Origin of the sequence: Pseudomonas triclosanedens (genome assembly GCF_026686735.1) — a bacterium.
In the GTDB taxonomy this organism is placed as follows: Bacteria; Pseudomonadota; Gammaproteobacteria; order Pseudomonadales; family Pseudomonadaceae; genus Pseudomonas; species Pseudomonas triclosanedens.
Genome location: NZ_CP113432.1, coordinates 5,156,897 through 5,171,176, shown reverse-complemented (window position 1 = coordinate 5,171,176; position 14,280 = coordinate 5,156,897). Strand labels below are relative to the sequence as shown.

The following is a 14,280-nucleotide window of genomic DNA, read 5'->3' as shown; positions in this document are numbered from 1 at the left end:
CTTTAACAAGTTGAATCAAGCAATTCGTGTGGGTGCTTGTGATGTAAGACTGATGATCGACTGATTATCAGCATCGCAAGTAACACTCGTGAATTCGAGAGTTTTAGCTCTTTAATTAGAGCATGCGATTGCTGAGCCAAGTTTAGGGTTTTCTCAAAACCCAAGCAGTATTGAACTGAAGAGTTTGATCATGGCTCAGATTGAACGCTGGCGGCAGGCCTAACACATGCAAGTCGAGCGGATGAAGGGAGCTTGCTCCTGGATTCAGCGGCGGACGGGTGAGTAATGCCTAGGAATCTGCCTGGTAGTGGGGGACAACGTTTCGAAAGGAACGCTAATACCGCATACGTCCTACGGGAGAAAGCAGGGGACCTTCGGGCCTTGCGCTATCAGATGAGCCTAGGTCGGATTAGCTAGTTGGTGGGGTAAAGGCCTACCAAGGCGACGATCCGTAACTGGTCTGAGAGGATGATCAGTCACACTGGAACTGAGACACGGTCCAGACTCCTACGGGAGGCAGCAGTGGGGAATATTGGACAATGGGCGAAAGCCTGATCCAGCCATGCCGCGTGTGTGAAGAAGGTCTTCGGATTGTAAAGCACTTTAAGTTGGGAGGAAGGTCAGTAAGTTAATACCTTGCTGATTTGACGTTACCAACAGAATAAGCACCGGCTAACTTCGTGCCAGCAGCCGCGGTAATACGAAGGGTGCAAGCGTTAATCGGAATTACTGGGCGTAAAGCGCGCGTAGGTGGTTTGGTAAGATGAATGTGAAATCCCCGGGCTCAACCTGGGAACTGCATCCATAACTGCCTGACTAGAGTACGGTAGAGGGTGGTGGAATTTCCTGTGTAGCGGTGAAATGCGTAGATATAGGAAGGAACACCAGTGGCGAAGGCGACCACCTGGACTGATACTGACACTGAGGTGCGAAAGCGTGGGGAGCAAACAGGATTAGATACCCTGGTAGTCCACGCCGTAAACGATGTCGACTAGCCGTTGGAATCCTTGAGATTTTAGTGGCGCAGCTAACGCGATAAGTCGACCGCCTGGGGAGTACGGCCGCAAGGTTAAAACTCAAATGAATTGACGGGGGCCCGCACAAGCGGTGGAGCATGTGGTTTAATTCGAAGCAACGCGAAGAACCTTACCTGGCCTTGACATGTCCGGAACCTTGCAGAGATGCGAGGGTGCCTTCGGGAATCGGAACACAGGTGCTGCATGGCTGTCGTCAGCTCGTGTCGTGAGATGTTGGGTTAAGTCCCGTAACGAGCGCAACCCTTGTCCTTAGTTACCAGCACCTCGGGTGGGCACTCTAAGGAGACTGCCGGTGACAAACCGGAGGAAGGTGGGGATGACGTCAAGTCATCATGGCCCTTACGGCCAGGGCTACACACGTGCTACAATGGTCGGTACAGAGGGTTGCCAAGCCGCGAGGTGGAGCTAATCCCATAAAACCGATCGTAGTCCGGATCGCAGTCTGCAACTCGACTGCGTGAAGTCGGAATCGCTAGTAATCGTGAATCAGAATGTCACGGTGAATACGTTCCCGGGCCTTGTACACACCGCCCGTCACACCATGGGAGTGGGTTGCTCCAGAAGTAGCTAGTCTAACCGCAAGGGGGACGGTTACCACGGAGTGATTCATGACTGGGGTGAAGTCGTAACAAGGTAGCCGTAGGGGAACCTGCGGCTGGATCACCTCCTTAATCGAAGATCTCAGCTTCTTCATAAGCTCCCACACGAATTGCTTGATTCACTGGTTAGACGATTGGGTCTGTAGCTCAGTTGGTTAGAGCGCACCCCTGATAAGGGTGAGGTCGGCAGTTCGAATCTGCCCAGACCCACCAATTGTTGTGGTGTGCTGCTGATCCGATAAGGGGCCATAGCTCAGCTGGGAGAGCGCCTGCTTTGCACGCAGGAGGTCAGGAGTTCGATCCTCCTTGGCTCCACCATCTCTAAATCGTCAAAAGCTCAGACATGAATGTTCAGGTTAAGGAACATTGATGTCTGGTCTTTGTACCGGAACTGTTCTTTAAAAATTTGGGTATGTGATAGAAGTAGACTGAATGATCTCTTTCACTGGTGATCATTCAAGTCAAGGTAAAATTTGCGAGTTCAAGCGCGAATTTTCGGCGAATGTCGTCTTCACGTTCGAGACATATGACCAGATTGCTTGGGGTTATATGGTCAAGTGAAGAAGCGCATACGGTGGATGCCTTGGCAGTCAGAGGCGATGAAAGACGTGGTAGCCTGCGATAAGCTTCGGGGAGTCGGCAAACAGACTTTGATCCGGAGATCTCTGAATGGGGAAACCCACCTAGGATAACCTAGGTATCTTGTACTGAATCCATAGGTGCAAGAGGCGAACCAGGGGAACTGAAACATCTAAGTACCCTGAGGAAAAGAAATCAACCGAGATTCCCTTAGTAGTGGCGAGCGAACGGGGATTAGCCCTTAAGCTTCTTTGAATCTAACAGAACGCTCTGGAAAGTGCGGCCATAGTGGGTGATAGCCCCGTATGTGAAAGGTTCTTTGAAGTGAAATCGAGTAGGACGGAGCACGAGAAACTTTGTCTGAATATGGGGGGACCATCCTCCAAGGCTAAATACTACTGACTGACCGATAGTGAACCAGTACCGTGAGGGAAAGGCGAAAAGAACCCCGGAGAGGGGAGTGAAATAGAACCTGAAACCGTATGCGTACAAGCAGTGGGAGCCTACTTAGTTAGGTGACTGCGTACCTTTTGTATAATGGGTCAGCGACTTATATTCAGTGGCGAGCTTAACCGTATAGGGAAGGCGTAGCGAAAGCGAGTCTTAATAGGGCGATTTAGTCGCTGGGTATAGACCCGAAACCGGGCGATCTATCCATGAGCAGGTTGAAGGTTAGGTAACACTGACTGGAGGACCGAACCCACTCCCGTTGAAAAGGTAGGGGATGACTTGTGGATCGGAGTGAAAGGCTAATCAAGCTCGGAGATAGCTGGTTCTCCTCGAAAGCTATTTAGGTAGCGCCTCACGTATCACTCCAGGGGGTAGAGCACTGTTTCGGCTAGGGGGTCATCCCGACTTACCAAACCGATGCAAACTCCGAATACCTGGAAGTGTCAGCGTGGGAGACACACGGCGGGTGCTAACGTCCGTCGTGAAAAGGGAAACAACCCAGACCGTCAGCTAAGGTCCCAAAGTTGTGGTTAAGTGGTAAACGATGTGGGAAGGCTTAGACAGCTAGGAGGTTGGCTTAGAAGCAGCCACCCTTTAAAGAAAGCGTAATAGCTCACTAGTCGAGTCGGCCTGCGCGGAAGATGTAACGGGGCTCAAACCACACACCGAAGCTACGGGTGCATCGCAAGATGCGCGGTAGAGGAGCGTTCTGTAAGCCTGTGAAGGTGAGTTGAGAAGCTTGCTGGAGGTATCAGAAGTGCGAATGCTGACATGAGTAACGACAATGGGAGTGAAAAACTCCCACGCCGAAAGACCAAGGGTTCCTGCGCAACGTTAATCGACGCAGGGTTAGTCGGTCCCTAAGGCGAGGCTGAAGAGCGTAGTCGATGGGAAACAGGTTAATATTCCTGTACTTCTAGTTACTGCGATGGAGGGACGGAGAAGGCTAGGCCAGCTTGGCGTTGGTTGTCCAAGTTTAAGGTGGTAGGCCGAACACTTAGGCAAATCCGGGTGTTCAAGGCCGAGAGCTGATGACGAGCTTTCTTTTAGAGAGCGAAGTGGTTGATGCCATGCTTCCAGGAAAAGCTTCTAAGCTTCAGGTAACTAGGAACCGTACCCCAAACCGACACAGGTGGTCGGGTAGAGAATACCAAGGCGCTTGAGAGAACTCGGGTGAAGGAACTAGGCAAAATGGCACCGTAACTTCGGGAGAAGGTGCGCCGATGAGGGTGAAGCATTTACTGCGTAAGCCCATGTCGGTCGAAGATACCAGGCCGCTGCGACTGTTTATTAAAAACACAGCACTCTGCAAACACGAAAGTGGACGTATAGGGTGTGACGCCTGCCCGGTGCCGGAAGGTTAATTGATGGGGTTAGCGAAAGCGAAGCTCTTGATCGAAGCCCCGGTAAACGGCGGCCGTAACTATAACGGTCCTAAGGTAGCGAAATTCCTTGTCGGGTAAGTTCCGACCTGCACGAATGGCGTAACGATGGCGGCGCTGTCTCCACCCGAGACTCAGTGAAATTGAAATCGCTGTGAAGATGCAGTGTATCCGCGGCTAGACGGAAAGACCCCGTGAACCTTTACTGTAGCTTTGCACTGGACTTTGAGCCTGCTTGTGTAGGATAGGTGGGAGGCTTTGAAGCGTGGACGCCAGTTCGCGTGGAGCCATCCTTGAAATACCACCCTGGCATGCTTGAGGTTCTAACTCTGGTCCGTTATCCGGATCGAGGACAGTGTATGGTGGGCAGTTTGACTGGGGCGGTCTCCTCCTAAAGAGTAACGGAGGAGTACGAAGGTGCGCTCAGACCGGTCGGAAATCGGTCGCAGAGTATAAAGGCAAAAGCGCGCTTGACTGCGAGACAGACACGTCGAGCAGGTACGAAAGTAGGTCTTAGTGATCCGGTGGTTCTGTATGGAAGGGCCATCGCTCAACGGATAAAAGGTACTCCGGGGATAACAGGCTGATACCGCCCAAGAGTTCATATCGACGGCGGTGTTTGGCACCTCGATGTCGGCTCATCACATCCTGGGGCTGAAGCCGGTCCCAAGGGTATGGCTGTTCGCCATTTAAAGTGGTACGCGAGCTGGGTTTAGAACGTCGTGAGACAGTTCGGTCCCTATCTGCCGTGGACGTTTGAGATTTGAGAGGGGCTGCTCCTAGTACGAGAGGACCGGAGTGGACGAACCTCTGGTGTTCCGGTTGTCACGCCAGTGGCATTGCCGGGTAGCTATGTTCGGAATAGATAACCGCTGAAAGCATCTAAGCGGGAAACTAGCCTCAAGATGAGATCTCACTGGGAACTTGATTCCCCTAAAGGGCCGTCGAAGACTACGACGTTGATAGGTCGGGTGTGTAAGCGCTGTGAGGCGTTGAGCTAACCGATACTAATTGCCCGTGAGGCTTGACCATATAACACCCAAACAATTTGGTGTTAGACGGTGAAGTCGACGAACCGAAAGTTCGTGTGAACCGCAAATACCTGTCACATACCCGAATCTGGATGAGCGTGTGCCAAGGCCACGAGCATCCTAAAGAATTGCTTGACGACCATAGAGCGTTGGAACCACCTGATCCCATCCCGAACTCAGTAGTGAAACGACGCATCGCCGATGGTAGTGTGGGGTTTCCCCATGTGAGAGTAGGTCATCGTCAAGCTCCTATCCCAAAGCCCCTGATCAGCCTCGCTGGTCGGGGGCTTTGCTTTTGCGCGCGGAAAACAGGGGCTGAAGGCTGTGCAAGTCGGCGAGGCATCGGGTGATGTGGCGCGTTGAGTCGGTGGCTGCTGCCGCTCGGAGCAGCTGATTGCATCTGGATCAACATCCGCCTGCCAAAGCCTTTGCACATAGGCTTCCTCTCGCGCAACTGCCGACTTTGCCCAAGCTCTGAACATTCCGATGAATTTCGAACGGACTCGATACAGATGCTTCGGCGCTTCGATCAGGCTGGCTCGTCTACAATAGCGTCAAATTTCTCACGAGCTTATTCATGTCCGATAACCAGGGTCAGACACTGGAGCACTTGCCACTGGACGAGTTGACGGCGTGCCATGAGTGCGATTTGTTGATGCGCCGTGAAACCGTACCATTGGGCCAAAGGTCAGTATGTCCCCGTTGTGGCTATGAGTTGGAAATACACCGGCCGTATATGGTACGTCGTGCCTTAGCGCTGGTGCTGACAGCCTTGGTGCTCTATATCCCGGCCAACTTCATGCCGATTATGCACATCACCATCCTGGGTCAGGTCAGCACCGATACTGTCTGGAGCGGCGTACAAGGGTTGTACAACTCGAGTATGAAGGGCGTCGGAGTCCTGGTTTTCCTCTGCAGCATGGTCATCCCATTGGCAAAGCTGCTGTGTCAGCTCTTCGTGCTTATCACGCTGCGCTTCCGGGTATTTCGGCCGCAGGGGATGCTGTTGTTCCGTGGATATCAGCACTTGCGCGAATGGGGAATGCTCGAGGTGTATCTGATGGGGATTCTCGTATCAATCGTAAAGCTGATCGGGATGGCCGAATTGCATGTCGGGCTTGGACTAGCCTGTTTCGTAGCGCTTTTGCTCACCCAGATATGGTTGGAGGTGACTATGTCTCACCACCAGGTTTGGGGGGAGCTGTCGGGGGAGTTTGACCATGCGAGCCATTGATGCTGGCATTCTGGTCTGCGGAGAGTGTCATCAGCTCAATCGTCGAGTCGTCGACGACGAGACTGTCTGCACACGTTGCGGTGCCGTGGTTCACGACCGCCGGCCGAACAGTATCGTGCGGACGTGGGCGCTGCTGATCACCGCAGCCATTCTTTATATCCCCGCCAACCTGCTGCCGATCATGACGGTGAACTTCCTCGGCAGCGGCATGCCGGCAACGATCATGGAGGGGGTGGTAGAGCTGATCAATGCGGACATGGTGCCGGTCGCTGCGGTCGTGTTCGTTGCCAGCATCCTGGTGCCGACCTTCAAATTGGTCGGTATTGCATTGCTGCTGTATTCGGTCCAGCGGCACCAACCGCTGTCTGCCAGGCAGCGGATCATGATGTATCGCTTCATCGAATGGATCGGCCGTTGGTCGATGCTAGATATTTTCGTTATCGCGATTCTGGTGACGCTGGTGAACTTCGGCAATCTGGCCAGCATCGAGGCCAACCTTGGTGCGGCTGCCTTCGCTACGGTTGTGGTGCTTACGATGCTAGCTGCAGTGACTTTCGATCCCCGGCTGATCTGGGATAACACGGACGCGGAAAACGACAATGAGTGATCTTCCTACCCCGAAGATGCGCAAGACCTCCAACTGGTCGGCAATCTGGATCCTGCCGCTGATCGCTTTGGCGATCGGAGCGTGGCTGGCCTGGCGTGCATACGACCAGGCGGGAATCATGATCAATATCCAGTTCGAAAGTGGTGAGGGGATCCAGGCTAACAAGACCGAGGTGATCTTCAAGGGCATCGGCGTCGGCAAAGTGATCGACCTGCATGTCAACAAGCCGACGCTGGGCGTCACGGCTGTGGTCGAGATGCGCAAGGAGGCCGCCGAGTACCTCAGTAAGCGCACGCGTTTCTGGCTGGTGAAGCCCCGTGTATCGCTGGCCGGGGTGACCGGCCTGGAAACGCTGGTTTCGGGGAACTACATCGCCATCGATCCGGTGAAAGGGGATCAGGAGAAGAACTTCGTCGCGTTGAAGGAGCCGCCACCGCTGTCCGATGCATTGCCCGGCCTGCACCTGACGTTGAAGGCCGATCGGCTCGGCTCCCTGGAGCAGGGCAGCCCGATCTACTATCGGCAGATTCAGGTTGGCCAGGTGAAGAGCTATCAGTTGGCCGAGGACCAGAAGACTGTTGTGGTGAAGGTCCACATAGAGCCGGCCTACGCCAATCTCGTACGTAAACATACGCGTTTCTGGAACGCCAGCGGGATCACCCTGTCAGGGAGCCTCAGCGGTCTCAAGCTGCGTACCGAATCCCTGGCGACTATCGCGGCCGGCGGCATCGCGTTCTCGACCCCGGATAATTACCCGGATAGCCCTCCAACCGACCCGAGCAAGCCGTTCCGCCTCTACGAAGACTTCGATGCCGCCCAGGCCGGTTTGAGCGTCAAGCTCAAGGTCAGTGACGTCAGCGGCTTGACTCCCGGTAGCACGCCAGTGATGTACAACGGCGTGCAGGTCGGTACGGTGAAGAGCATCGACATGGACAAGGATTTCAATGGCGCCACCGCCACCTTGTCGATGGACCCACGTACCGAGGACTTCCTCAACGGTGATACCGAGTTCTGGATGGTCAAGCCGAGCATCTCGCTGGCCGGCATCACCGGGCTGGAAGCTCTGGTGAAGGGCAATTACATCAGCGTGCGCTTTGCCAAGACTGGTGAGCCGACCCGTGATTTCGTCATTCGTCCCAAGGCCCCGCCGCTAAACCTGGATTCCCCCGGCCTGCACCTGGTGTTGACTACTGACAAGCTCGGCTCGCTGGAGGTTGGCACGCCGATCCTCTACCGACAGATGAAGGTCGGCAGCGTGCAGAGTTACCAGCTTTCACGCCGTGATCCGTCGCGGCTGGTCATCGGCGTTCACATCGAGCCGGAGTACGCCAACCTGGTGAATACTTCGTCGCGCTTCTGGAATGTCAGCGGAGTGACGGTCAGCGGCGGTCTGGATGGCATCAAGCTCAAGAGCGAATCCCTGCAGACCCTGATAGCCGGCGGCATCGCCTTCGATACGCCGGATCCAAAGGCTCCGCCGGTGACCAAGGTGCGCCGTTTCGCCCTGTTCGAGAGTGATGAGGTTGCCCACGCCAAGGGCCAGATGATCGAGTTGCGCGCCGCCAGTGCCGACGGCCTCAAGGAGGGCACCACGCTGCGCTACAAGGGGCTTGAAGTGGGACGCATCGAGCAGGTCGACCTGAGCAGGGATCTGGCGACCGTGCAGCTCAAGGCCCGCCTGACCCGTGCGGCGGATAGTATTGCCCGCCAGGGTACGCGTTTCTGGGTGGTGAAGCCGGAAGTCGGGCTGTCCGGAGTCGCCAACCTGGGCACCATTGTCAGTGGGCAGTACATTGAGGTCCTGCCAACCGACAAGCCGGGGCAGGCGCAGACCAGCTTCAGCCTGCTGGACAGCGAGCCGAATCGCCTGCTGGACGCCGATGGCCTGCGTCTGACGCTTAGCGCTGCCCGCCGCGGTTCACTCAAGCCCGGCGTACCGGTGACCTATCGCGAAGTGCAAGTGGGCAAGGTCACGTCCTTCGAGCTTGGCGAAACCGGTGACCGGGTACTTATCCACATTATCGTCGAGCCGCGTTACGCGCCGCTGGTGCGCACTGGCAGCCGCTTCTGGAACACCAGTGGCGTTGGTGTAGATGCCGGGTTGTTCAAGGGCGTGAAGGTGCGGACCGAGTCCTTCGAGACCATTCTCGCTGGCGGTGTTGCGTTCGCCACGCCAAATAACGCCGAGATGGGCGCACCGGCCAAGCCAGGGCAGACGTTCGCGCTGTTCGACGAATACGAGGATGCCTGGCTCGACTGGGCTCCGAAGATTCCGCTGGGTAAGGCGAAATGACGTTCTGCTGAAAAAAGGGCCGCGATTGCGGCCCTTTTTCGTTCTGGCTTCGGTGCGACTGGAAAGGGCCCCCGCAGTGCGGAGCTCTTTCTTCGGCCGGAGAGAATCAGGCAGGCTCGGCGCTGGCCTCGACATCGTTGTGCGCGGCTTTCTCGGTATCCCGCCGGCGGATGAACTTCCAGTCCGCCTCGTCGATGTAGATGCCGCTGGGGCTGCTGCCCCCTTCCAGGTCGATCGCCACCTGCGCCGATACCTGCGGCTTCACGCTCGCCAGGATCGGCACGAAGCCTAGCTGCAGGCTGGTCTCCAGCAATGCTGACTGATTGCGTTCGTCGATGTCCGCCGCCTCGTCGAGGTAGTAAGGCAGGCGGACGCGACCGGCTTGCTCGCGATCCATCAGGTGCAGCAGCAGGTACATGTTGGTCAGTGCCTTAATGGTCATGGTGGTGCCGTTGGATGCCGCACCGTCGATGTCGGTGTGCATGATCGGCTGGCCGCCCATCTTGGTGATCTCGAACGCCAGCTCGAACAGATCCTTCAGGCCCAGTTGGTTGTTGTTGGCGGCTACCAGGCGCGACAGGTAGTCCTTGGCTTCCTCGTTCCTTGCATCCTGCTCGGCACTCTGGGTCAGGTCGAATACCGAAAGGTTTTCACCTTCCTCGTACTGGCCGGCGCTATGGATGATCTGGTCGATGTGCTTGAGCGCGTCCTTGTTGGGCGCGAGCACGATGCGGAAGCTCTGCAGGTTCGACACCTGGCGCTTGTTGATCTCGCGGTTGAACAGCGCCAACTGGTGTTCCAGGTTGTCGTAGTCGCTGCGGATGTTGCGCAGGGTACGGGCGATGTCGGTAACTGCCGCGCGGCGTGCCTTGGCCAAGGTGAGAGCTTCGTCGGTACGGTGTGCGTAGGCGTTGATCAGCAGTTGCAGACGGCGTTCGGGATCATCCTCGCTGTCGAACTTGGCCACGCCCTTCAGGCGCACCTGGGCGTACAGCGCCTCGATCTGGCCGTCCACACGCTGCAGCGACTGCCAGGTGTCCTGGTAGTCGTTGAGCAGCGGCAGCAGGTTGTCCATCGAGTCGTCCACCGGGTCCATGAACGGCGTGCCGAACGGCAGGTTGGCCGGTAGCAACTGACGGCGGCGCAGAGCGTCGTCGAGGGTGCGCTGCTTGGCTTCCAGGTCTGCCAACTGGCGGCCCACCAACTGCAGCTTGGCGGAGATTTGCTGGACGCGCTCGGTGAAGGCGTCGGCGGAGCGCTTGAGCTCGTCCTGGGCAGCTTCCAGTTGCGCCAGCTGCTCCAGCTTGCCCGGTTCTTCGGCGTTCAGCGTCTGGCTGCGGCGGAAGTCTTCCAGCGCCTTCTGGGCATCGAGCACGTCCTGGTAGAGCTTGTCCGCCTGTGCCTTGCTGGCGTTGCGGTCGGCGGCCACGGCTTGCTGGGTCTTGAGCTGCTTGAGCTCCTTCTCCAGGCGTTCCTTCTGGTCGCGCAGCGCAGCACGGTCGGCGAGCGCCTGCAGTGCCGGCGGTTCGATGTGCGACAGGTCGATGGTCAGGCCGGGCACTTCGAAGCGCTCGCCCTTGAACGCATCGAGGATTTTCTCGACGCTGCCGACCCACTGGCCTTCCTCGTCCATGCTCACGCCTTTCTCGCCCAGCGGCAGGCTGAACAGCGCGCCATTGAACAGACGCATCAGGCGCTCCACGTCCTGCTGCGAGAACTCCTCGCGCAGGCGGGCGTAGCTGTTGTTGTCGGCATGTTCGAGCTGTTGGCGAACACCTTTCAGGCGTTTTTCCAGATCACGCATGCGCTCTTCAAGGTCTTCGCTGGAGAACTGCCGGGAGTGTGCCAGGGCGCCGGCCAGTTCGTCGTGGGCGTCTTTGGCGGCGAGCAACTGCTGCTCCAGCACCTTGGCGTCGTCCACTAGCGCGAAACGGTTCTTCAATACGGCCAGCTCGCCCATCCAGCGCTGGATCTCGCTGATCTCACGCTCCAGGCGCATCAGCTCGGCGGTGCTGCCGCGTTGCTCGTTCTGCAGGCCGTCCTGCTCGCGACGGTAGTGCTCGGCCTGGATGACCAGCTCTTCCTTGCGTGCGCCGGAGTAGTCTTCCCAGGTGCCCAGCAGGTTATCCAGCAGCGGCGAGAGACGGTGCATCTTGCCGCGCAGCAGTTCGCGCTGCTGCACGCCATTGGCCAGCGCCTCGACCAGCGGGCCGGCGGCCACCAGCGCCTGGTAGTCGCCCTCCATGCGGCGTACGTCGCGGAAGGCTTCCTCGCAAGCAGCGATGTAGTCGACGCTACCCGAACGCAGGCTGTGCTCGAAGGCATCGAGGAACAGTTGCTTGAGCTTGGCCGCGGTGATCTCGCGCATGTGCAGCAGGTTGATGAACAGCGAGCGGAAGGTCTTCAGGCTCTGTTCGCTGGTGGAGCGCAGCGGGATCAGCGTCAGGTCCAGCGGGATCGACGTGTGGCCGCCTACCAGCAGGCGACGCAGCTCGTCCGGCTTCAACTCGTAGGACTTGATGCCCTCGCGTTCCAGGTTGGCATACAGCTCGCGCAGGCGCAGGCAGGTGCCATTTTTCTGATAGTGCTCCAGGTCCAGCTCGCCCTGGTAGGCGAAGAACTGGTGGCCGAAGCCGCCGCCCGGACCGCGCCCGCCGACGCCGATCACGTGGCGGCCGTGGGGCAGATCCAGTTCGATGAGGATGTAACTGGTATCGGTGGCGAAGTAGAACTTGCGCGAGGCTTCCAGGCTGTACTTGCCAAAGCTCATGTCCGACATGCGCGCGAGGATCGGGAATTGCAGCGCGTTGATAGACGCCGATTTACCGAGGTTGTTCGCGCCGTACACCGACAGCGGTTGCTCCAGCGGGAAGATGCCGAGGCTGTAGCCGGCGGTGTTGAGCAGGGCGAAGCGGCGGATGCCGTAGCGTTCCTGGGTCATACCTGGGCCTCCATGTCGGCTTGTTCTTCGGCGATGGCGCGGGCGATGGCGTCTTCTTCGCTCTCATCGTCGACGACGGCCTCAACGGCAGTGGCTTCGACGGACTCGCTGATGGCGACGATCTCTTCGTCGGCATCGGAGGTATGGTTGTCGAGGATCACCACCGGCTCGTCGTCTTCCTCCAGCAGCACGGGGGCCGTGAACTGTAGGTCGTTGCTGTGCAGGTTGCTGGCGAGGTCGCGGTCCTGCTGGACTGATAGGCAGACATCGAGGAAGCGGTGGATCGGCGGCAGGAAGCGATACACGCCGTTGTCCTCGGCGGCGAAGCCAAGCTGGGTCAGGCGGCGCATGACCTTTTCTTCCAGTTCTTCCTGGGTCGTCACCTCGGCCTGCAGGAACAGGTCGCGGTACTTGTCCAGCAGCGGCGGCAACTCGTCGCGGCCGAGGCTGCCGCCGTCGAGTACTGCCAGAGGGTCACGGCCCTGGTCGGCCAGATGCTCGACGAGTATGAAGGTGAACAGCGCCAGGCGCTGGGCGGTCTTGTTCACCTGGGCGCCGATCTGTTCGGGGACGAAATAGTAGAAACCACGGGTATCGCAGACCAGTTCGAAACCCAGGCCCTTGAACAGTGCGCGGTAGGCGTCCTGCTGGTTGGACAGTTGGCTGTACAGCTCGGGGTCGCGGCGGCTGATGTGGAAGCCTTTGAACAGCTCGCGGAAGATCGGCGCGAGCTGGCTCATTTCGGTGAGATTAATCTGCATGCGGTTCGCTCTTGGTGTCCTTGCCAGCATTGCCGGCGATCAGGGCGAAGGAGCACAGGCTGACGCTGTGCTCGAGAGTGTCGTATTGGCGGCGATCGAGACGGTCGCGCTGGAAACGGGCGTCGCGCGACAGGCGCGAGAACCAATACAGCAGCTCGTCGGTGGCGCCTTCCGGTTCCTGCTCCAGCAGCCATTGCATCAGGTCCGGCAGCGGTAGTGCGGCCTGGCAACGGTCGAGCATCTCCCGGGCAGTGCGCGGCGAGCGCTGCGGGCCATCGTTGCCACGCTTGCCGCTGGCCTTGGGGAAGTGCGCCGGCTTGGGCTGGAAGCGGGCGAGGGCGAAGACGTAGCTTTCGACCTGCGAGGCGCTGCCGAGGAAGGTACTCTGCGGGCGGGTGAACAACGGCAGCGCTGCCTGGGGAACGGCATCGATGCCCTTGCGGCGCACGATCGACAGCGCCAGTGCGGCGCCGCGGGTGATCGCGTTGTGCCGGCGTGCTTCCTCGCGCAGCGGCAGCAGCAGTTCGCGGGCGCGGCGCAGGGTGAGCTGGGCGGTGGTCTGCATTTCCAGGATGCGCGCGTGAGTGCGTAGCAACTGGTCGTCGTCGACCAATTGGCCGAGACGCGCCTGCTCGCCGAGCAGGCGCAGGAGCACTTGCTCCACGCGGTGCACGCCCTGTTCGAAGGCGCCGTCGGCGGAAACCAACTGGATCATCGGTTCGACGTACTCGTCCCAGGTGGCGAGAACTTCCGCGTAGCGCTGGCGCAGCGGGATCTGCCGGTCGCTGGTCTTGGCCCGTTCGGCGACAGCGATCAGAGCCTGTTCGTCGTTGGCCAGCTTCTTCAGCACGTCGCGCACACGCATGTCGAGCAGGCGCAACTGGCGGGCCAGGTCGTTGCCGTCACGCACTTCGAAGGCATCGCGAATGTAGCCGGCGAGGCGTTCCAGGTGGCGCAGGTAGGCTTCGATTTCGAGGCACAGGCCCAGGCGGTGCTCCTGGCGCAGGTAGGCGAGAAAGTCGTGGATCTGTGCGTTCAGCTCGAAGCGGTTGGGGCTCTTGGCCACCGGGACGAGGATGTCCAGGCGTACCCACTGGTCGAGCAGGGCGGTGATATCCACCGGGGTACTGTCGGGCAACTGCGCACCCAGTTGATTGCGCAACTCCACCAGGCTCAGGGTGCCGCTGTCGAAGCGCTCGCACAGCGGTTCGAGCAGGGCCCAGTGCTCGGCAAGGGCGCGTAATACGCGTCGGGGGTCGATCATCGGGTTCCGCTTGTCCGGCCTTGAATGGATAAAGGGGGCGATTGTACTGCAAAGGTTTCCTGCTAGCCGACAGGGTGACGAAACGCGTCAGATTGCGACTGA

6 protein-coding genes, 2 tRNA genes and 3 rRNA genes are annotated in these 14,280 nt (G+C 58.4%); 8 read left to right on the top strand and 3 right to left on the bottom strand.

Annotated elements, in window-relative coordinates; genetic code table 11:
- The first annotated feature begins 172 nt into the window (after positions 1-172).
- The 8 genes from OU419_RS23955 to OU419_RS23920 all read left to right on the top strand — a co-directional run bounded on the left by OU419_RS23955 (position 173) and on the right by OU419_RS23920 (position 9,212).
- Positions 173-1,708: ribosomal RNA gene (locus OU419_RS23955) — 16S ribosomal RNA — on the top strand.
- A gap of 64 nt (positions 1,709-1,772) precedes the next feature.
- Positions 1,773-1,849: transfer RNA gene (locus OU419_RS23950), tRNA-Ile, on the top strand.
- Between the two features lie 29 nt (positions 1,850-1,878).
- Positions 1,879-1,954: transfer RNA gene (locus OU419_RS23945), tRNA-Ala, on the top strand.
- Positions 1,955-2,187: 233 nt separating this feature from the next.
- Positions 2,188-5,079: ribosomal RNA gene (locus tag OU419_RS23940) — 23S ribosomal RNA — on the top strand.
- Positions 5,080-5,209: 130 nt separating this feature from the next.
- Positions 5,210-5,325, top strand: a 5S ribosomal RNA gene (rrf, locus tag OU419_RS23935).
- Together the 16S, 23S and 5S rRNA genes with 2 tRNA genes alongside form the textbook arrangement of a ribosomal RNA operon.
- Before the next feature lie 330 nt (positions 5,326-5,655).
- Positions 5,656-6,312 carry a paraquat-inducible protein A gene (locus OU419_RS23930; RefSeq protein WP_254476796.1) on the top strand — a complete coding sequence of 219 codons (657 nt, stop codon included), beginning with the start codon at positions 5,656-5,658 and terminating at the stop codon, positions 6,310-6,312.
- On the top strand, positions 6,299-6,919 hold the full coding sequence (locus tag OU419_RS23925; protein ID WP_254476797.1) for a paraquat-inducible protein A: 621 nt from the start codon (positions 6,299-6,301) through the stop codon (positions 6,917-6,919). Before OU419_RS23930 ends, OU419_RS23925 begins: the two co-directional genes overlap by 14 nt.
- Positions 6,912-9,212 (top strand): PqiB family protein, encoded by a 2,301-nt coding sequence (locus OU419_RS23920; RefSeq protein WP_254476798.1) that lies wholly within the window; start codon positions 6,912-6,914, stop codon positions 9,210-9,212. Before OU419_RS23925 ends, OU419_RS23920 begins: the two co-directional genes overlap by 8 nt.
- Before the next feature lie 106 nt (positions 9,213-9,318).
- Here the strand turns inward: OU419_RS23920 and mksF are convergent, their stop codons facing one another.
- The 3 genes from mksF to mksB are packed head-to-tail and all read right to left on the bottom strand — an operon-like array spanning position 9,319 to position 14,178.
- Positions 9,319-12,153 (bottom strand): Mks condensin complex protein MksF, encoded by a 2,835-nt coding sequence (mksF, locus tag OU419_RS23915; RefSeq protein WP_254476799.1) that lies wholly within the window; start codon positions 12,151-12,153, stop codon positions 9,319-9,321.
- Positions 12,150-12,914 (bottom strand): Mks condensin complex protein MksE, encoded by a 765-nt coding sequence (gene mksE, locus OU419_RS23910; protein ID WP_254476800.1) that lies wholly within the window; start codon positions 12,912-12,914, stop codon positions 12,150-12,152. Before mksE ends, mksF begins: the two co-directional genes overlap by 4 nt.
- Entirely contained in the window at positions 12,904-14,178 is a 1,275-nt protein-coding gene (mksB, locus tag OU419_RS23905) for an Mks condensin complex protein MksB (RefSeq protein WP_254476801.1), read from the bottom strand. The genes mksE and mksB overlap by 11 nt, the downstream gene beginning before the upstream one ends.
- Positions 14,179-14,280 lie beyond the last annotated feature (102 nt).